Source organism: Streptococcus parasanguinis, assembly GCF_001073155.1.
Classification (GTDB): Bacteria; Bacillota; Bacilli; order Lactobacillales; family Streptococcaceae; genus Streptococcus; species Streptococcus parasanguinis_D.
This window is the reverse complement of sequence record NZ_JVEE01000044.1, coordinates 1-19,703: the sequence shown is the minus strand read 5'-3', so window position 1 is coordinate 19,703 and position 19,703 is coordinate 1. Positions and strand designations below refer to the sequence as shown.

Sequence of the window (19,703 nt, the reverse complement as noted above, 5' to 3'; positions counted from 1 at the left end):
GAAAAGAGCTGGAAAAATCGACCATTTTTGATATACTAGGATAGATATGAGGAGGTTTTTATGAAAAAGGTTATGATTTCAATACTGGCGGGTGCGTCCGTTCTGTCTCTGGTGGCTTGTGCTCCCAAACGCTATGAACGTCAAAGTAAACCAAAGACAGCAACGTCATCATCGGTTAAAAAAGAAAAGAAGGATACAGGTCAGAAGTATTATCAAGAGGTTTTGGAGCGGTATGCTAAGTATGATACTGCTCTTAAAAATGGCGATAAAGCAGGCCTCTTTGCGGAATTAGGTAAGATAAAATCTGGCTCAGAAGAAAGCATCTATCTAGATGCTTTGGAGCGCTTAGGAACTCCGGTAACCTTCCAATACGCTTTTACAGACTTGAACAAAGATGGTGTGGATGAGCTCTTGGTGTCCAATCAATACACTGGAAACAAACAATATGTTTCTGCCATCTATTATCTAAAAGGCCAAGAACCCGAATTACTCCATACGGCCTACACAGCTGCAGTAGGTGGCTATCGCTCAAGTTTAGATGTTTTTGACAATGGGCAAATTGTCTATGCCACTTGGCAATCTGTGAATCCAGACCAGGATTTGACCCTTTATTTGCTAGGAAAAGGGGAGGCCAAGGAAGAAAAGAAAGCGACTATTCAAATTGGTGGGAACCAAACGGCTGAGCAAGCCCTTGGTATTTCAGCGAAGAAACTGGATCTTGCAAAGCTCGATTGGAAAACATTCGACGGTTCAGGGGATTCCAAATCAACATCCAAGGCGGAGGATAAGAAGACAGGCTCCTTCCAGGTCCAAGTCAGTGTGTCGGATCTCCGCATTCGAAAAGAGCCCTCAACCTCAGCTCCATCTGCAGGGATGATCGCAAAAGGAACTTACACCATTACGGAAACAGTAGAGGCAGATGGCCATACCTGGGGCAAACTGGAATCTGGGCAAGACTGGATCGCCCTTGACTTCACAACGCGTGTGGATGGTTCTAAATCAACTGCTTCAAGTAAGAAAAGTAGTGGAATGAACCTTCAAGAAATTCAGAACGGGAATTTCTCAAGTATCGCAGGGACCTGGAGAAATGGGAAAGGAATGAGTGTAACATTTGATGATAACGGTATATCAAAGATCAATGGTGCACCAACAGACCAGGTTGTAGACCGCTTTAATCATGAATTTGGATACTTAAGTAGTAGTGTTCATTCAACTGCCCCAGCTGGTGCTTCAGCAATGAGTTTTTTCCCAGCAGGTCAAGAGTTTCCTGCATCATTAAAATATGGAAATTTTTCTGTTGATAATAGTAAGGATATTATTTATTGGGGTCAAAATGTTATTTCAGATCAAAGCGATTTATTCTATAAGGAAGACTAAAAAAGGTTAGAAAATTAACTTATATTTGCTAGTGATTCTCTTCGTTGATACTGAGTAAATAGCTTTCCTTTGATAGATTAAGATAAATAATAGGAGATATTATGAAAAAATTTATTACTTTATTATTAACAGTTGGTTCGGTAATTTCCCTAGCAGCCTGTGCTCCGAAACGCTATGAGCGCAAGCATGGGCCAGTGGATTCTGCATCTGCAACACAATCTTCTGACAAGACCAATAAAAAATCAGAAGAAAGCAAGTCAAATGAAGAGAATGAGGAAGCCATTGGGAACTTGTCAAAAGCAGACCAAGCGGATATCTACTCGATCATTGAAAACAGTGCGTCTTTGACCTATTCGCTTCAGGTTCAACCGACTCGCTTGCTGGAGTTGAACAATGATCACGGTGCGGTTGATGGTTACCCACAAGACATGTTCATTGATTACTACAATACCTACACGCCGGGGACCTATAATCTGCAAGATATCATTGATAAATTAGAGGCAGAAGAGACATCAGACTCTATCCGCAGTCTTTCACAAGACAAGCTGATCCAACTAACAAATGAAAAGAAAAATGGCTGGCTCTATTCGACAAAAGACAAGGCCTTCTACGAAATTGTACCTGGTGGTCGTGGCGGAGCGATGCCACCGATGGAAATTCCTTCACCGGATGAATGGGTGGTCAATGATGATTCGGTTGAAGTGACGACGACCATCCAAGGAACTTCTGAACCCTACAGACACTTTGTCTTGAAACGCAACAACAAGAACTACAAGGGTGGAACCCACAAAACACGCTTTTATGTAGACAGCGTGGAATTCGCGAAATCGTAAAATAAATAGAAGCTATACCTGGATCTAAAATTTTTATATAGGTCTCTTGGAAGATTCGCAGAAAAAGGCCTGTAAAGCCTTTTTCTTTTGGGCTTGAATATGTTAAAATAAAAGGTATACGTGCTTGGATACAAAGATGAGGATATAACATATAGAAAGGCTCTTGAAATTCCTATCTCGTTGAGTTGGGTGGCCTTGGTATCTTGATAGTTGAACACGGGCTAAATCCCTAGTGAAAAAGATAGATTTCCTGGTGTGCGTGGCACACTGCGTCAATCTCCTATTTTCATACGGGATTCTTCACGCCCTTTGTATCCTGATTTTTGTAGGCAAGTCGTATAATTTTATCAATCCAAAGGGGATTAAAATGACAAAACAAGTGTTTCAAACGACTTTTGCGGGTCGTGAGTTAATCGTAGAGACTGGTCAGGTTGCGAAGCAAGCAAATGGCTCTGTTGTCGTGCGTTATGGCGAGTCAACTGTCTTGACTGCTGCCGTTATGTCTAAGAAAATGGCAACTGGGGATTTCTTCCCACTTCAAGTCAACTACGAAGAAAAAATGTATGCGGCTGGGAAATTTCCTGGTGGCTTTATGAAACGGGAAGGTCGTCCTTCTACAGATGCGACTCTGACAGCGCGTTTGATTGACCGTCCGATCCGTCCAATGTTTGCGGAAGGTTTCCGTAACGAAGTGCAGGTCATCAATACTGTCCTTTCTTACGATGAAAATGCATCTGCCCCAATGGCAGCTATGTTTGGTTCATCCTTGGCTCTTTCTATCTCAGATATTCCGTTTGACGGACCTATCGCTGGGGTACAAGTAGGCTATGTTGACGGAGAAATCATCATCAACCCAACGCAAGAACAAGCAGAGCAATCGCTTCTTGAATTGACAGTAGCTGGTACCAAGCACGCTATCAACATGGTAGAGTCTGGTGCTAAAGAATTGTCAGAAGAAATCATGTTGGAAGCTCTTCTCAAAGGACACGAAGCCGTTAAAGAATTGATTGCCTTCCAAGAAGAAATCGTTGCGGCAGTTGGGAAAGAAAAAGCAGAAGTTGAATTGCTTCATGTGGATGCTGACTTGCAGGCTGAAATCATCGCAGCCTACAACAGTGACCTTCAAAAAGCAGTCCAAGTAGAAGAAAAATTGGCGCGTGAAGCTGCAACTCAAGCAGTCAAAGACCAAGTCACAGCAGTTTACGAAGAAAAATATGCCGACCACGAAGAGTTCGATCGAATCATGCGGGACGTGGCTGAAATCTTGGAACAAATGGAACACGCAGAAGTGCGCCGTTTGATCACAGAAGACAAGGTTCGTCCGGATGGTCGTAAGGTCGATGAAATCCGTCCTTTGGATGCACAAGTGGACTATCTTCCTCGTGTGCACGGTTCAGGTCTCTTTACGCGTGGACAAACGCAAGCCCTTTCTGTCTTGACCTTGGCACCAATGGGTGAAACCCAAATCATCGATGGTTTGGATCCAGAGTACAAGAAACGCTTTATGCACCACTACAACTTCCCACAATACTCTGTAGGGGAAACTGGTCGTTACGGTGCGCCTGGTCGTCGTGAAATTGGTCACGGTGCTCTCGGTGAGCGTGCTCTTGCTCAAGTATTGCCAAGCTTGGAAGAATTCCCATATGCCATCCGTTTGGTAGCAGAAGTATTGGAATCAAATGGTTCTTCATCTCAAGCCTCTATCTGTGCAGGAACACTTGCCCTTATGGCTGGTGGTGTGCCAATCAAGGCACCAGTAGCAGGGATTGCTATGGGTCTGATCTCAGATGGAAATAACTACACCGTATTGACAGATATCCAAGGTTTGGAAGACCACTTTGGAGACATGGACTTTAAGGTTGCAGGTACTCGTGATGGGATTACAGCCCTTCAAATGGATATCAAGATTCAAGGGATTACTGCAGAAATCTTGACTGAAGCACTTGCTCAAGCCAAGAAAGCGCGTTTTGAAATCCTTGATGTGATTGAAGCAACCATTCCAGAAGTTCGTCCAGAATTGGCTCCAACTGCACCGAAAATTGATACCATCAAGATTGATGTGGACAAGATCAAGATTGTCATCGGTAAGGGTGGAGAAACCATCGATAAGATCATTGCTGAAACAGGCGTTAAGATTGATATCGACGAAGAAGGGAACGTATCTATCTACTCTAGCGACCAAGATGCCATCAACCGTGCTAAAGAAATCATTGCTGGTTTGGTGCGTGAAGCCAAAGTGGATGAAGTCTACCATGCCAAAGTGGTTCGGATCGAGAAATTCGGAGCCTTTGTCAACCTCTTTGACAAGACGGATGCTCTCGTTCACATTTCTGAAATGGCTTGGACGCGCACCAACCGTGTCGAAGACTTGGTAGCTATCGGTGATGAAGTCGATGTCAAGATTATCAAGATTGATGAAAAAGGTCGTGTAGATGCTTCTATGAAGGCACTATTGCCACGTCCGCCAAAACCTGAACATTCAGAAGAAAAAGGTGAAAAGGGTCCTCGCCATGGCGATCGTCCTCGTCACCACAATAAAGACCACAAACCTAAAAAAGACTTTACCATTACACAAAAAGATTCAGAATAAGCATTAGAAAAGGAGGAGCACGGTATGGGATGGTGGCGTGAAACCATCAATATTGTAAAAGAAAATGACCCAGCAGCGCGTACCTCGCTGGAGGTCCTTTTGACCTATCCGGGCGTCAAAGCACTAGCAGCTCACCGTGTTTCCCACTTTTTGTGGAACCATGGTTTTAAGCTCTTGGCGCGGATGCACAGCCAATTCTGGCGTTTTTGGACCCAGATTGAGATCCATCCAGGTGCGACCATTGCTTCTGGTGTCTTTATCGACCATGGAGCGGGTCTCGTTATAGGGGAAACGGCCATTGTTGAAAAAGGCGTTATGCTCTACCATGGGGTGACCCTTGGGGGAACAGGAAAGGATGTCGGCAAACGCCATCCAACGGTACGTGAAGGAGCCTTGGTCTCCGCCCATGCCCAAGTCATCGGCCCGGTGGAAATCGGAGCCAAGGCCAAGGTCGGAGCAGGAGCTGTCGTGGTCTCAGATGTACCAAGTGATGTGACCGTTGTCGGTGTTCCTGCCAAGATTGTGCGGGTGCACGGTCGAAAAGACGAACCAGTCATTCACCAAGAAGAAGAAAAACGGGAATACTACATGAACAAGCTGGAGCATGCTAAGGAAGCTAGCCATCGGTCTTCGAGCCTGTAAGGAAATCGCTACATGATTCAATCAACCAATACATTGAATGCCCACCAACTACTGGAAGCAAAAGCCCTTATTGCCGTCTGTCGGAACTATGACGGAACTTTTCGGGATCCTTACCTCTCCAATATGCTCAATTTTGACCCCGATATGCCCGCCTTTTTCCTTTATTATGAAAAAGGTGAACTTGTTGGCCTATTAACAGTCTATGCAGATGACCAAGATGTGGATGTGGCGATCCTAGTTCACCCTAATCATCGTCGTCAAGGCATTGCGCGGGCTTTGTATAGAAGTTTTGAGAAAGAAACGACATCTTATCCAATTGAGTCTGTGACTTTTCAGACAGAGCGTGTTTTTCTAGAGAATCATCCTGATTTTGTCAGCAATTGGGGACTGGTCGAGGATGAAGAGACAGAAACCTGGTTAGGACGTGATCGAACCGCTTATGCATTAGATTCCCGTTCGGATGTCGATGTGCTCTTGGCAGAACCTTCTTATCTTGAAGCCATTGCCCAGCTTCACCACCAAACCTTTTCAGATGAAGTGGAAGCACCGGAAGTGAGCCACAGATACATTTCAGAGGCCTTGAAGGATCCTGATAGTCTGCTTTACATATTACTCAAAGAAGGTCAAGTGATTGGCGTTTGTACGGTGGATGTATCTGGAAAATGCAATTACCTTTATGGACTTGCGATTGCTGAAGTCTATCGTGGGCAAGGCTACGGAAGCTATCTAGCCAAATCCCTCGTCAACCAAGTCATTGCGCAAAATGATAAGGAATTTCAGATTGCAGTGGAAGACAGCAATGTAGGTGCCAAACGCTTGTATGAAAAGATTGGCTTTGTCACACAGACTCAGGTGGTTTACTTGAAGCCAAAAGAGTAGAAACAGAAAGGAAATGAAGCGTGTTAAAAATTTATGATACTATGTCTCGTGATTTGCGAGAATTTATCCCCATCGAGGAAGGAAAGGTCCGCATGTATGTTTGTGGACCAACGGTTTACAACTATATCCACGTAGGGAATGCCCGTTCAACGGTAGCCTTTGACACGATTCGTCGCTACTTTGAGTATCGTGGCTACGAAGTTGCCTACATTTCCAACTTTACAGATGTGGATGATAAGATCATTAACCGTGCCAAAGAAGAAGGCATTACTCCACAGGAAGTGGCAGACAAGTATATTGCGGCCTTCCGTGAGGATGTAACGGCTCTTGGAGTGAAACCTGCAACCCGCCACCCTCGTGTGGTCGAGTTTATGGATGACATCATCCGGTTTGTCGCTGACTTGATCGAAAAAGGCTATGCCTATGAGAGCCAAGGTGATGTCTATTTCCGTGTGGAAAAATCCCACAACTATGCTAAGTTAGCCAATAAAACCCTAGAAGACTTGGAACTAGGCGCTTCAGGTCGGACAGATGAAGAAACAGCTCGCAAGGAAAATCCTGTAGACTTTGCCCTCTGGAAGGCTGCCAAACCAGGAGAGATTTCCTGGGACAGTCCTTGGGGGCCTGGTCGTCCTGGCTGGCACATTGAGTGTTCGGTCATGTCGACGGGGATTTTAGGGGATACTATTGATATCCACGGTGGTGGAGCTGACCTTGAGTTTCCACACCATACCAATGAGATTGCCCAGTCTGAAGCTAAAACAGGCAAGACTTTTGCCAATTACTGGATGCACAATGGCTTTGTCAATATTGATAATGTCAAGATGTCCAAGTCCTTAGGCAACTTTATCACTGTGCATGATGCATTGAAGACTATCGACGGCCAAGTCCTTCGCTTCTTCTTTGCGACCCAGCACTATCGCAAGCCCATTAACTTCACAGAAAAAGCGGTGCGCGATGCGGAAACCAACCTCAAGTATTTAAAAAATACCTATGAGCAACCGTTCACAGGAGAAGTGGATCCAGCAGACTTGCAAGGCTTTGTGGACAAGTTTATCGTGGCTATGGATGAAGATATCAATGCGGCAAACGGCATCACTGTCGTCTTTGAATTGGCCAAATGGATCAATTCAGGCCACTACAACCAAGACGTCAAGGATGCCTTGACCAAGATGTTAGAAGTCTTTGGAGTGGTCTTTGTCGAAGAAGTCTTGGATGCAGATATTGAAGCCTTGATCGCTGAACGTCAGGAAGCGCGGGCTAAGAAAGATTTTGCGCGAGCAGATGCCATTCGCGATGAATTGGCTGCGCAAGGAATCAAGCTCTTGGATACAAAAGAAGGTGTAAGGTGGACACGTGATTGATGTCAATCTAATCAATGGGATTGCCCTGGCCTTTGAGGGAGATGCGGTCTATTCCATGTATATTCGTAGACACCTGATTTTTCAAGGGATGACCAAGCCCAATAAGCTTCACCAGGCTGCCACCCGCTATGTCTCTGCTAGAGCTCAGGCCAGTTTGATTGAAAGCATGCTGGAGCAAGAAATTCTGACGGAAAAAGAGTTGGAGATCTACAAGCGCGGTCGCAATACCAATAGCCATACCAAGGCCAAAAATGCGGATGTCGTGACCTATCGGATGTCGACGGGCTTTGAGGCTGTCATGGGTTATCTCCATATGACGGGGGAACTCTCTCGTCTAGAAGAGCTGATTGACTGGTGCATCCAGCAAGTAGAAGAAGGAAGAAAGCAGTGAAAAATATCAGAGAGTGGTTTCCTCATGCAGAGGTGACGGATCAAGCCAATCCACCAGCTGGTTATGTAGCCATTCCCCTTCAGGCTCATCAATGGTTGCTGCTGAAGGAAGAAGAGCTAACCGAGCGAGAAAAACAATTGATTTCCTGGTTGGGCGGTGAAGAAGAGGTTGCCCCTAATCCTTGGTACCAATACCTGATCGATGGAAAGGGAGAAGCCCCTCAAGTTATCAAAAAAATGCAGCTTGTCTATTGCCACCTCTCGCATTCAACAGCGGAAGGAACGGCTTCCTGGTTAGAGATGATGCAGACACTTTTGCCCAACTTCCGAGCAACCTTGCAACTGAGCGGACAGGACTATGTACTCATTCTAGATCAAGAGCAGTCTCTGGCTGTGGCTGATATCTTAAAAGATACGGTCTCTGCCATGGAGTATGACTTCAATATTCGTTTATCTATCCTGGTCGGGCAAGTATGGACTGAGTCAAAAGCTGGGAAAGTGTCTCCTGTCATCCGAGCAGAACAGGCTGTCTTTCGAGCTTGGATTCGAGAAGGTCATCAAGGTGTCTATCGCTTTTCTCAACTCTATCTGTGGGGAATCGAGCAGGCAGATCTGGATCTCCATCCTATCAAAGAAAGCTTGCATCAGTTGATTGGGAGTCAAGACCAGTTGCAGGACATCATTGTCGCCCTATGGGACAATGGGGCAGTTGTAACCAAGGCGGCCCAGCAACTTTATCTCCATCGCAATTCCCTTCAATACAAGATTGACAAATGGGAAGAGCTAACGGGTCTCCAGTTAAAAAATCTGACTGATCTAGCCCTTTGTTACCATTTGGTTCTACAGGATGTGATTTAAACGGGATCAATCCAGAGTTTTGTGCAACTTGCACAAAACTCTTTTTCTTTTTTGTGAGACTTGCCATAGATTTGTAAAACGTTTTCATTTACAATAGAACTATAAAAATCAAAGGAGTACCATCATGGTAGAATTAAATCTTAAAAATATTTACAAAAAATATCCAAACAGCGAACACTATTCAGTTGAAGACTTCAACTTGGACATCAAAGACAAAGAGTTTATCGTTTTCGTAGGTCCTTCAGGATGTGGTAAATCAACAACTCTTCGTATGATCGCTGGTCTTGAAGATATCACAGAAGGTGAATGTTCCATCGATGGTGTCGTTGTAAACAACGTGGCACCTAAAGACCGTGACATCGCCATGGTATTCCAAAACTACGCTCTTTACCCACACATGACTGTGTATGACAACATGGCATTCGGTTTGAAATTGCGTAAATACAGCAAGGAAGATATCGACAAACGTGTACAAGAAGCAGCTGAAATCCTTGGCTTGAAAGAATTCTTGGATCGTAAACCAGCTGACCTTTCTGGTGGTCAACGTCAACGTGTGGCCATGGGTCGTGCCATTGTCCGTGATGCTAAAGTATTCTTGATGGACGAACCTTTGTCAAACTTGGATGCGAAACTTCGTGTATCCATGCGTGCTGAAATCGCTAAAATCCACCGTCGTATCGGAGCTACAACTATCTACGTAACTCACGACCAAACAGAAGCGATGACATTGGCTGATCGTATCGTTATCATGTCTGCTACTAAAAACCCAGCTGGTACTGGTACAATTGGACGTGTAGAACAAATCGGAACTCCACAAGAAGTGTACAAAAACCCAGTAAACAAATTCGTAGCTGGATTCATCGGAAGCCCTGCCATGAACTTCATTAACGTGAAATTGGAAGGTGGAAACATCGTTGCTAATGGATTGAATTTGAAAGTTCCAGAAGGTGCTTTGAAAGTTCTTCGTGAAAAAGGCTATGATGGTAAAGAATTGATCTTTGGTATTCGTCCAGAAGACGTGAATACAGAAGCTGCTTTCCTTGAAACATTCCCAGAATCAGTCGTGAAAGCAACCATCTCTGTATCTGAATTGCTTGGTTCAGAATCTCACTTGTACTGCCAAGTTGGTGACAACGAATTCATCGCTAAAGTAGATGCACGTGACTACCTTGGAACTGGTGAAACCATCGAACTTGGATTTGACTTGAACAAAGCTCACTTCTTCGACAAAGAAACTGAAAAAACAGTATACTAATACCTACTGAAACTGTAGAGACTGAGACGATATGTCTCGGTCTCTTTCATTTTAAGGAGACAAAACATGGAAAAAGACTGGTGGAAGGGGAAGGTCGCTTATCAGATCTACCCAAAAAGCTTTAAGGATAGCAATGGTGATGGTGTTGGGGATTTGAAAGGCATCACGGAGAAACTCGATTACCTTCAAAAATTAGGAATTGATATTCTCTGGTTATCCCCTATTTACAAGAGTCCGTTTATTGACCAGGGTTATGATATTTCCGACTATTATGCCATTGATCCTATTTTTGGAACCATGGAAGATATGGAAGAGCTGATCGCGGAAGGCAAGAAGCGAGGCATTTCCATCATTATGGACTTGGTGGTTAACCACTGTTCGAGTCATCACGAGTGGTTCCAAAAAGCTCTAGCGGATCCAGATGGCCCTTATGCGGATTACTTTTATTTCATCGAAAGTGACAAGGAACCCAACAACTGGGAAAGTTACTTTGGAGGCAGTGTCTGGGAACCGGTTCCTGGTACTAACAAATACTATCTCCATTCTTTCCACAAGGATCAGCCGGATCTCAATTGGCAAAATCCTGTCTTACGCGAAGAGATTTACAAGATGATCAATTGGTGGTTGGACAAGGGAATCGCAGGCTTCCGGATTGACGCCATTATCAATATCAAAAAGGATTTAGAATGGCGTTCGCTTCCGTCCGATCGTGACAACGGCCTGGTCCCAGTACCGGAATCGCTGGTCAATGCCCAACCGATTGAACCTTTCTTGCAAGAGTTAAAGGAGCGTACTTTTGCTAAGTACAATGCCTTCACAGTAGGGGAAGTTTTCAATGAAACCGACGAAGAATTGCATTTCTTCATTGGAAAAGATGGTGTCTTCTCTTCCATCTTTGACTTCAAACAAACTATGCTGGGTCAGGAAGGAAAAGGCTGGTTCGACCATGCTCTTCCAACTGCAGATGAACTCAAGGAAAGTATTTTCCAAGCCCATGAGCGCGCAGATAGTATTGGGGTTCTCTCAACCATTATTGAAAATCACGATGAGCCTCGTGGTGTGTCTCACTATATAGCAGAAGGTCCAGCAAACGATACCGGTAAAAAAGCTCTGGGAACCATTCAGGTTTTGCGCAAGGGAATTCCGTTTATCTATCAAGGCCAAGAAATTGGAATGGAGAACCAAGTCTTTGAATCGGTGGAGGACTTTGATGATATCGCGACCATCAATGGCTACCATGTCGCGAAAGAAGCTGGTTTGAGCGAAGAAGAAGCCTTAGCAGCGATTGCCAACTATAGCCGGGACAATGCGCGGACACCCATGCAATGGTCAGCAGAGCCAGGTTTGGGATTTAGTGATGGGCCAGCCTGGTTGATCAGTCCTAAACCAGATGTTACCATCAATGTGGAAGATCAGGAAAAGGATCCAAATTCCATCTTGAATTATTATCGCCAGTTGACGGCCTTGTATCGCCATCCACTCTATGGAAATACCATCCGGTTTGGAGATATGATCCCAGCTTATCGGGACCGTGAAAATATCATCGCCTTTGAACGCCGTGGGGACAAGCGTCTCTTGGTGATTAGCAATTTCCAAAATCGCCAGGCCGCCATGGAGTTGCCAGCTCCGATTAAAACAGTCGTTTTAAATAATACTGCAGGATTATTCCAAGAAGGAGACCAAGTGCTCGAATTGGCCCCTTACCAAACGGTTGTGTTGGAATTGGTGGAATAAGATAAAAAATCAGCAAATATACTAAAACGCATCCTATCATGTTTTCTTAACAGTGATAAGATGCGTTTTTAAATAGTAAGGATTGTTGGAAATCCTCATTCCGACTCCTTATGAAATTGTTGGTAAAAATCAACCTTGACCTGGATAAAAGTTTCTAAGTCTCTTAAGAGTTGGAGCAAGGTGGCGCGTGTTTCAAATTCCGCACGAGTTTTAGGTAGAGGGCGTTCGCGGAAGATCGCCAAATACTGAGTAATATCATCAAGAAGATCTTGGGCAGGATTTTTCTGGCTTAACTGTTGGGCCGTTTTCTTAAAAAGTTGAGCTAGGATTATGCTTTCACTCGCCGCCAACTGACAGCGATTGACGTTTTCTGCCATATCTCGCAGAATATCGTTTTGCCGCTTGCGCATTTCAAAGTAGTGAATATGGTAGTTGGTTTGGTGAAAGAGGTGGTTGGAATGGTCCAGATAGACTAGATTTAAAGCATCCTTTAGGATGCTGTCCAACTCCTTGATCAAGCGAGCATCATTGCGACCATCCCCTTTACCAAGAAATTCCGCAAAACGACCAAGGATCTTCTTTAGTTGGTCTTCGACCACATCATGGTAATGATCGATCGCAGCCTGATTCGAAGGCATATAGAGATTGGCTAGCAGGGCAAAGCTGGTCCCTATCAAAAAGAGGGCAAGTTCATTGAGCAAGAGTCCCCAGGAAGTAGACTGCTTAATCAAGAGATGGGTGACCAGCACCGTACTTGGGGTGATGCCGATCTGCCAACCCAATAAAAAGGCGCAAGGGACATAAAGAGCGATAAAGACTCCCAGTGCCCAAAGGTTGAACCCTAAAAAGGAAAAGGCGAGACTTCCGATAGCAAGGGCCAGCAAGGTTGACATAAAGCGCTGGTAGGCCTGCTTGATGGTACTGCGACGCGTATCAGAGATACTCAAGATGGCAATGACGCCAGCTGAGATGGCATAGGTCAAGCCCAGAGCATAAGCAAGGGCAGCTGCTAAACAGGTGGCCAAGGTGAGCTTGATGGTTCGTTGAAAAAGAGGCATGGCTTCCTTTCTAGTTCTGTTTGTTCATTGAGATAGATTTGATTTCATTATATCATGAATTGGCCTCTTCCTCCTTTCTTGTGGTATACTAGTTCTATGGAAAATAACGATATCGTATACGGTGTTCACGCAGTCACCGAGGCTTTACAAGCCAATACAGGCAATAAATTATATATTCAAGAAGACCTCCGAGGAAAAAATGTCGACAAGATCAAGGCCTTAGCAGCTGAGAAAAAAGTGTCGATTTCTTGGACGCCAAAGAAAACCCTGCAGGAAATGACGGAAGGAGCTGTTCACCAAGGTTTCGTTCTTCGAGTGGCAGCCTTTGCTTACACAGACTTGGCAGCGATTCTGAAACAGACAGCCCAAGAAGAGAACCCACTTTTGTTGATTCTCGATGGTTTAACAGATCCGCACAATCTTGGATCTATCCTACGGACAGCTGATGCGACCAATGTATCAGGAGTCATCATTCCTAAGCACCGGGCAGTCGGGGTAACCCCAGTGGTTTCTAAAACTTCTACCGGAGCAGTGGAACACATTCCCATTGCGCGTGTGACCAATCTTAGCCAAACCTTAGACAAGCTAAAGGAAGAGGGTTTCTGGGTCTTTGGAACCGACATGAACGGCACGCCATCGCACCAGTGGAATACGGCAGGCAAGTTAGCCTTGATCATTGGCAATGAAGGAAAAGGAATCTCAGCCAACATCAAAAAGCAAGTCGATGAGATGATTACCATTCCCATGAATGGTCATGTGCAAAGCCTCAATGCCAGTGTGGCAGCAGCCATCCTTATGTATGAGGTCTTTCGCAATCGACTATAATCCTAGAAAGGCAATGATATGAAACGAAAAATCTTATTGGTTGACGGCTATAATATGATTGCCTTTTGGCAGGAGACCCGCCAGCTCTTTCAAAAAAGTAAGCTCGATGCAGCCCGCAATATCCTCCTGCAAAAACTGAGCCACTATGCTAGCTTTGAAGGGATCGAAGTCATCTGTGTCTTTGATGCCCAGTATATGCCAGGAGTGCGGCAGACCTATGAGGAGTTCAATGTTCAGGTGGTCTTTACCGGTGAGGATGAGACGGCAGATGACTATATCGAGCGCTTGGCGGCAGAGCTTAACACGCCCCTCCACCAAGTATCGGTAGCGACCAGTGACTTAAATGAGCAATGGACCGTCTTTGCTCAAGGAGCCCTTCGGGTATCTGCTAGAGAGTTAGAAAAACGGGTCGCAGTCGTCAAAGGAGACCTCAATCAAGCGCAGCGAGTGGTCAACGATCAAAAACCACCCATGCGACCGCTCGATCACGAAGTATTGCGACAATTACAAGAAATGATGGGAGACAAGTAATGACATTTGCTATTTTAACCGATTCGACCGCAGATTTAGACCAGAACTGGGCCAAGGAACATCAGGTGACCATTCTTGGGTTGACCATTGAGTTAGATGGGACGGTTTACCAGACAGTAGGCCAAGGTCAATTGACCAGTCCTGAGCTTTTAGAAGCTATGAAAAATGGAGCCAAACCGACAACCAGTCAGGTCAATGTAGGCCAATTTCAGGAAACCTTTGAACAATTTGCCAAAGAAGGAACATCCCTGCTTTATGTGGCCTTTTCATCAGTTTTATCGGGGACCTATCAGAGTGCAGTCATGGCACGAGACCTGGTTTTAGAAGACTATCCGGAAGCCGTGATTGAGATTGTCGATCCGAAGGCTGCTGGGATTGGAGAGGGCTATCTGGTCATGCGGGCAGTAGCTGCGCGTGATGCAGGCCGTTCATTGGCAGAAGCCAAAGAAGAAATCATGGACCTAGCGCCAAAACTTCGGACTTATTTCCTCGTTGATGATCTCTACCACCTCATGCGTGGAGGTCGCCTCTCAAAGAGTGCCGCGATCATGGGAAGTCTAGCCAGCATCAAACCCATTCTCTGGATTGATGCGGAAGGGAAATTAGTCCCTATTAGCAAGGTTCGGGGACGTAAAAAAGCTGTCCGTGAATTACTGGAGCTGATCAAAGCGGATATCGGTGACAGCACAGCCTTGGTCTCTTATACCAATGATCTAGAAGGAGCCGAAGCATTGAAGGAAGAAATGCTTGCGCTTGAAGGGATCGATGAAGTCCTCGTGATGCCCCTTGGACCAGTCATCTCCGCCCACGTCGGCCTGAATTCCTTGATCGGATTTGTCATTGGAAAAGAAAATCGCAAATAATTTTTCCAAATCGGTTGACTTTTATCTTAGAATTTTGATACAATAGTAGGCGGTATTGTTTACCCCATTTGTAAGGCCCCGGAACCTTTCAAATAACTTGCGGACCGGAACATCCGCCCTGTAAACAAAAACGACATTCATATAGGAGAAATCATGAACAAAACTACATTCATGGCTAAACCAGGCCAAGTAGAACGCAAATGGTACGTTGTTGACGCAACTGATGTACCTCTTGGACGCCTTTCAGCAGTTGTTGCTAGCGTGCTTCGCGGAAAAAACAAACCAACATTCACACCTCACACTGATACAGGTGACTTCGTAATCGTTATCAATGCTGAAAAAGTTAAATTGACTGGTAAAAAAGCAACTGATAAGATCTACTACACTCACTCAAACCACCCAGGTGGATTGAAATCAATCTCTGCTGGTGAACTTCGTTCTAAAAATGCAGTACGTTTGATCGAGAAATCAGTTAAAGGTATGCTTCCACACAATACTCTTGGCCGCGCTCAAGGTATGAAATTGAAAGTATTCGTTGGAGCTGAGCACACTCACGCTGCACAACAACCAGAAGTTCTTGATATTTCAGGACTTATCTAAGGAAAGGAACAATAAAGTATGTCACAAGCACAATATGCAGGTACTGGACGTCGTAAAAACGCTGTTGCACGCGTTCGCCTTGTTCCAGGAACTGGTAAAATCACTGTTAACAAAAAAGATGTTGAAGAGTACATCCCACACGCTGACCTTCGTTTGGTAATCAACCAACCATTCGCAGTTACTTCAACTGTAGGTTCATACGACGTTTTCGTTAACGTTGTAGGTGGTGGATACGCAGGTCAAGCAGGAGCAATCCGTCACGGTATCGCTCGTGCCCTTCTTCAAGTAGACCCAGACTTCCGCGATTCATTGAAACGCGCAGGACTTCTTACACGTGACTCACGTAAAGTTGAACGTAAGAAACCAGGTCTTAAGAAAGCTCGTAAAGCTAGCCAGTTCTCTAAACGTTAATTCGTTACTGGACAGCAGAATACAAACGAAAACACTTTGCATCTTGCAAGGTGTTTTTTGTATGAGAACTGGCGGTGCGCAATTAGGACAGCTCTAGCGACTTTAGTCGCGTAGAGATATGCTATGCACAGTTGCCCCAAGAAAACAAGCGAAGCGATGTTTGATTGGATGGCAACCACTGCACTCAAAACGTTAATTCGAAAGAATTACTATACATACAAAGAGCACCTTTCAAGGTGTTCTTTTTTAGATTTTTTTACTAAATTGGTGCAATTGACACAGTTGTTGCGAATTTAGTCGCTTACAAATATGGCTGCAATTCGACGAAGTTAATTACCTTAAATTTTTAGTTGATATGATATATGATTGTCGTCTTAATATCTTTTGATTCTTTGATACTTTTGTATGAGGACAACTGAATTTTTGAAATAGAATATGATGGATATTGATAGATGAAGCTTATTTGGCATTTTCTTTTATTAAGACATATTGCTTATGCAATAGTTGAAATAGATGTCTAAGGGATTCTTATATTTTGTCAGGATTTCTTATAAATGTTGGCTATAAATTAATAATTCTTTCAATGGCCTCAGTTTCTATTAGAATATTAGTTGTCATAAAATATTTGCAATTATCTTTAAGTAGTGCTATAATCAAAGAAATAATATAGTGACTATAATTAAAGGAGTTATGCAATGAGACACAATTTTTTTGAAACAAAAGAACGTTTTTCTATCCGAAAGTATTCTGTCGGAGTTGCTTCTGTTTTATTATCGACGTTATTTTTTGCTTGTGGAAGTGTTTTTGCGGACGAAGTGAAGAATAATACAGATTCACAAACTTCAGTTGTCACACAAGAAAATCAAGGTGAGAGACACAAGGAATCTGGTCTTGAAGCAAATGAAGCTGTAACGCAAGCTAACACTAGTGTTACGCCGAGTGAATCAGCCTCTTCAACGTCACAAGCTAGTGCCGAAAGCTCTGCAAATATGATTAAAGAGGAAAAGACTGAAAGACAATCAAATGAAGTTGTAGCACCAGCTAGAACTAGTACTACAACAGCTGAGTCGACCTCTCCAACTTCACAAGCTAGTGCCGAAGCCCCTGCACATGTGGTTAAAGGGGAAAAGACTGAAAAACAATCAAATGAAGTTGCAACACCAGCTAGCACTAGTGTTGCACCAGCTGAGTCAGCTTCTCCAACTTCTCCAACTTCAAAAGCCAATGCCGAAGCCTCTTCATCTGCAGCTAGCGAGAAAAAAACTGAGGTGCAACCTACAACTAGATCAAGACGGTCTAAAAGAGAACTGCCTTCATCAGGTGGTGCAACAACCTATGTAAAAACAGGTGATACGATTACCGTACAAAATCCAGATGTTGAGGTGAATTTTCCAAATGGTAACGGATTGTATGCCCCAGTAGAAACTGTCATTCGCATGAATATGCCTGATAGTTTAACCATCAATCGCAATGATAAACTGGTGGTTGATATTCCGGAAGCTATAAGAATTCCTACAAGTTTGCACTATGATGTGACGGGACCAGGTGGTCAAGTTATCGGGAATGCTTTCTTGGATTCAATCAATAACAAAGTGATCACCACTTTTACAGATTACTTTGAAAGAAATAATCTTGGAAAAAATTATACGTTAAACATTAGTACAGGTTGGAAATCAACTGTTAGACCAAATGTTCCAACAGAACTAGATTTCAATGGAACCAAGATTACAGTAACAGTAGGCCCCGAAAATGCTCCAACACCAGCAGCAAAATCAAAGGTTGAAAAATACGGAGAAGCAGTAACAGGACATCCTGAATTAATCAGATGGACCCTCCGTTTAAATGCAGGAAGTCTAGTAGCTCCACAGGTTTTAAACAACTACCAATTGATTGATAGTCTTCCAGATGATCAAGAATTGGTTCAAGATGGTGATGCAGTATTAACAGAGTTTGATAATAAAACAAAAGCAACATGGCGAGCAGGGCATGCTGATGATATTCCTTCCGATCATGTGGATTTGTGGAATGGAAAAGCTCTTAGAGCAGAAAAGGTTCAGTCAATTTCACCGTGGGTATCTAAAGGAAATGCAATTCAATTATTAGAAAATATCAAAACAAGTTCGTCTGGTTTTTCATTCAAGATAGCACAACTGAATGAAATGATTTACGTTCGTTATATGACCAGATTGAAGAATGTTTCAGCGAACCCTACACTTGAAGAATTGCAACAAAAACACGGAAATGATATTAAAATCACCTATAACAATGGAGAAGAGTATAGTTACCAAGCAACTTTTGCCTTTAAGGCAGGAGGATCTGGCTCAGCTACAAAAGCAAAAAAACCAGCAAGGGTCGATTTATCATTTACGAAACAATTGGAAGGAAGAAATTTAAAACGTGGCGAGTTCACTTTTAATTTGATTGACGATAGTACGGGTCAAGTTGTTGACACTCAAAAAAATGATAGTTTGGGAAATATTACTTTTGATCCACTCTTGTTTAATTCTGTAGGGACCTATCATTATACAGTTGAGGAAGTCATTGGTTCAGAAACTGGTATGACTTATGATCCAATGAAAGCTAACGTAACAATCACGGTAAATGCTAACGGAGATTCCTACGTAGCTCAAACAAGTATGCCAGCTGATACTGAGTTCAACAATACCTTCAAATCATCTCCTGTTAAAGTAAATCTGGAATTCAATAAAGCACTTTCAAATGGTAATTTAAATGCAGGAGATTTCAGTTTTACATTGACTGGTTATAACAATGTTAATGAAACGGTGACCAACAAGGCTGATGGGAAGATTAACTTCAACGAATTGTCGTTCGATCAAGTGGGTGTCTACAACTACACTGTTAAAGAAGTGAAGGGGAACAAACCTGATGTAGACTACGATGATATGACTATCGCAGTGAAGGTGACTGTAACAAAAGATGAAGACTCTGGTTTGTTAACTGCCCAAACCGAAATGAAATCAACAGGTGGTGAAGCAACTGGTACAGATGATACAACTTTCAATAACCATGTCGTTGCTCCTGTCACTGCGCAATTTGACTTCACTAAAGCTCTTGCAGGTCGTCAGTTGAATGCTGGTGAATTTAGCTTTGAGTTGGTAGACCCAAGCGATACTTCAACAGATCCAAACGGAAAAGTTCTTCAAACGAAGACAAATGATGCCAATGGACTTGTGAAATTTGATGCTCTTACCTTCAAGAATGGTCAAGAAGGAACGCATAAGTACATCGTACGTGAGGTTCAAGGTTCACTTACTGGGGTAACTTATGACCCAATGAAGGCAGAGGTGACAGTGACTGTAACGAAAGATGGTCATACTCTTACAGCAACCAAAGCCCTTCCAACAGATACTGAGTTCAATAATACCTTTACACCAGGTGCAACTACAGCACAATTTAATTTCACTAAGAAATTGGAAGGAAAAACGCTTGAAGCTGATGCCTTCACCTTTGAATTGCTTGAAAATGGCCATGT

17 protein-coding genes are annotated in these 19,703 nt (G+C 43.7%); 16 read left to right on the top strand and 1 reads right to left on the bottom strand.

Annotated features, from left to right (window positions below):
- Positions 1-60: 60 nt before the first annotated feature.
- From ADH92_RS07800 to ADH92_RS07755, 10 genes are all read left to right on the top strand, one after another.
- Positions 61-1,377, top strand: a complete 1,317-nt coding sequence (locus ADH92_RS07800; RefSeq protein ID WP_049498036.1) for a DUF6287 domain-containing protein — start codon at positions 61-63, stop codon at positions 1,375-1,377.
- A 101-nt stretch (positions 1,378-1,478) separates the two neighbouring features.
- The gene (locus tag ADH92_RS07795; protein ID WP_049498035.1) at positions 1,479-2,210 is read left to right on the top strand and encodes a hypothetical protein; all 732 of its coding nucleotides are present in this window, start codon (positions 1,479-1,481) and stop codon (positions 2,208-2,210) included.
- A 367-nt stretch (positions 2,211-2,577) separates the two neighbouring features.
- Positions 2,578-4,800, top strand: coding sequence for a polyribonucleotide nucleotidyltransferase (gene pnp / locus ADH92_RS07790; RefSeq protein ID WP_049498034.1), 2,223 nt, complete (start codon positions 2,578-2,580; stop codon positions 4,798-4,800).
- A 24-nt stretch (positions 4,801-4,824) separates the two neighbouring features.
- Complete coding sequence (cysE, locus tag ADH92_RS07785) at positions 4,825-5,442, top strand: serine O-acetyltransferase (RefSeq protein ID WP_003018264.1); 618 nt, start codon at positions 4,825-4,827, stop codon at positions 5,440-5,442.
- A gap of 12 nt (positions 5,443-5,454) precedes the next feature.
- Positions 5,455-6,321, top strand: coding sequence for a GNAT family N-acetyltransferase (locus ADH92_RS07780; protein WP_049498033.1), 867 nt, complete (start codon positions 5,455-5,457; stop codon positions 6,319-6,321).
- Positions 6,322-6,341: 20 nt separating this feature from the next.
- Entirely contained in the window at positions 6,342-7,685 is a 1,344-nt protein-coding gene (gene cysS / locus ADH92_RS07775) for a cysteine--tRNA ligase (RefSeq protein WP_003004399.1), read from the top strand.
- A complete protein-coding gene (locus ADH92_RS07770; protein ID WP_003004765.1) occupies positions 7,678-8,076 on the top strand; it encodes a Mini-ribonuclease 3 in 399 nt (132 codons plus the stop codon). Before cysS ends, ADH92_RS07770 begins: the two co-directional genes overlap by 8 nt.
- Entirely contained in the window at positions 8,073-8,933 is an 861-nt protein-coding gene (locus tag ADH92_RS07765; RefSeq protein ID WP_049498032.1) for a helix-turn-helix domain-containing protein, read from the top strand. The genes ADH92_RS07770 and ADH92_RS07765 overlap by 4 nt, the downstream gene beginning before the upstream one ends.
- Positions 8,934-9,057: 124 nt before the next feature.
- On the top strand, positions 9,058-10,188 hold the full coding sequence (locus ADH92_RS07760; protein WP_049498031.1) for an ABC transporter ATP-binding protein: 1,131 nt from the start codon (positions 9,058-9,060) through the stop codon (positions 10,186-10,188).
- A 66-nt stretch (positions 10,189-10,254) separates the two neighbouring features.
- Positions 10,255-11,922 carry an alpha-glucosidase gene (locus ADH92_RS07755; protein ID WP_049498030.1) on the top strand — a complete coding sequence of 556 codons (1,668 nt, stop codon included), beginning with the start codon at positions 10,255-10,257 and terminating at the stop codon, positions 11,920-11,922.
- A gap of 95 nt (positions 11,923-12,017) precedes the next feature.
- On the opposite strand, the gene ADH92_RS07750 is transcribed toward ADH92_RS07755, so the two are convergent.
- Positions 12,018-12,980 carry an aromatic acid exporter family protein gene (locus ADH92_RS07750; RefSeq protein ID WP_049498029.1) on the bottom strand — a complete coding sequence of 321 codons (963 nt, stop codon included), beginning with the start codon at positions 12,978-12,980 and terminating at the stop codon, positions 12,018-12,020.
- Positions 12,981-13,076: 96 nt separating this feature from the next.
- Here ADH92_RS07750 and rlmB point away from each other — a divergent pair, with 96 nt between their 5' ends.
- The 6 genes from rlmB to ADH92_RS07720 all read left to right on the top strand — a co-directional run.
- Positions 13,077-13,805, top strand: a complete 729-nt coding sequence (rlmB, locus tag ADH92_RS07745) for a 23S rRNA (guanosine(2251)-2'-O)-methyltransferase RlmB (RefSeq protein WP_049498028.1) — start codon at positions 13,077-13,079, stop codon at positions 13,803-13,805.
- A gap of 18 nt (positions 13,806-13,823) precedes the next feature.
- On the top strand, positions 13,824-14,336 hold the full coding sequence (locus ADH92_RS07740; RefSeq protein WP_049498027.1) for an NYN domain-containing protein: 513 nt from the start codon (positions 13,824-13,826) through the stop codon (positions 14,334-14,336).
- Positions 14,336-15,199 carry a DegV family protein gene (locus ADH92_RS07735; protein WP_049498026.1) on the top strand — a complete coding sequence of 288 codons (864 nt, stop codon included), beginning with the start codon at positions 14,336-14,338 and terminating at the stop codon, positions 15,197-15,199. Before ADH92_RS07740 ends, ADH92_RS07735 begins: the two co-directional genes overlap by 1 nt.
- A 153-nt stretch (positions 15,200-15,352) precedes the next feature.
- The gene (gene rplM, locus ADH92_RS07730) at positions 15,353-15,799 is read left to right on the top strand and encodes a 50S ribosomal protein L13 (protein ID WP_002876943.1); all 447 of its coding nucleotides are present in this window, start codon (positions 15,353-15,355) and stop codon (positions 15,797-15,799) included.
- Positions 15,800-15,817: 18 nt separating this feature from the next.
- Entirely contained in the window at positions 15,818-16,210 is a 393-nt protein-coding gene (rpsI, locus tag ADH92_RS07725; RefSeq protein WP_000075969.1) for a 30S ribosomal protein S9, read from the top strand.
- A gap of 695 nt (positions 16,211-16,905) precedes the next feature.
- Positions 16,906-19,703, top strand: a 2,798-nt coding sequence (locus ADH92_RS07720; RefSeq protein ID WP_049498025.1) for a Spy0128 family protein, incomplete at its 3' end; no start/stop codon positions are given.

What these genes read in the sequence shown, in the direction of transcription:
- ADH92_RS07800 (WP_049498036.1), top strand. Translation starts at nt 61, where the DNA reads ATGAAAAAGGTTATGATTTCAATACTGGCGGGTGCGTCCGTTCTGTCT.
- ADH92_RS07795 (WP_049498035.1), top strand. Translation starts at nt 1,479, where the DNA reads ATGAAAAAATTTATTACTTTATTATTAACAGTTGGTTCGGTAATTTCC.
- pnp (WP_049498034.1), top strand. Translation starts at nt 2,578, where the DNA reads ATGACAAAACAAGTGTTTCAAACGACTTTTGCGGGTCGTGAGTTAATC.
- cysE (WP_003018264.1), top strand. Translation starts at nt 4,825, where the DNA reads ATGGGATGGTGGCGTGAAACCATCAATATTGTAAAAGAAAATGACCCA.
- ADH92_RS07780 (WP_049498033.1), top strand. Translation starts at nt 5,455, where the DNA reads ATGATTCAATCAACCAATACATTGAATGCCCACCAACTACTGGAAGCA.
- ADH92_RS07760 (WP_049498031.1), top strand. Translation starts at nt 9,058, where the DNA reads ATGGTAGAATTAAATCTTAAAAATATTTACAAAAAATATCCAAACAGC.
- ADH92_RS07755 (WP_049498030.1), top strand. Translation starts at nt 10,255, where the DNA reads ATGGAAAAAGACTGGTGGAAGGGGAAGGTCGCTTATCAGATCTACCCA.
- ADH92_RS07750 (WP_049498029.1), bottom strand. Translation starts at nt 12,980, where the DNA reads ATGCCTCTTTTTCAACGAACCATCAAGCTCACCTTGGCCACCTGTTTA.
- rlmB (WP_049498028.1), top strand. Translation starts at nt 13,077, where the DNA reads ATGGAAAATAACGATATCGTATACGGTGTTCACGCAGTCACCGAGGCT.
- ADH92_RS07740 (WP_049498027.1), top strand. Translation starts at nt 13,824, where the DNA reads ATGAAACGAAAAATCTTATTGGTTGACGGCTATAATATGATTGCCTTT.
- ADH92_RS07735 (WP_049498026.1), top strand. Translation starts at nt 14,336, where the DNA reads ATGACATTTGCTATTTTAACCGATTCGACCGCAGATTTAGACCAGAAC.
- rplM (WP_002876943.1), top strand. Translation starts at nt 15,353, where the DNA reads ATGAACAAAACTACATTCATGGCTAAACCAGGCCAAGTAGAACGCAAA.
- rpsI (WP_000075969.1), top strand. Translation starts at nt 15,818, where the DNA reads ATGTCACAAGCACAATATGCAGGTACTGGACGTCGTAAAAACGCTGTT.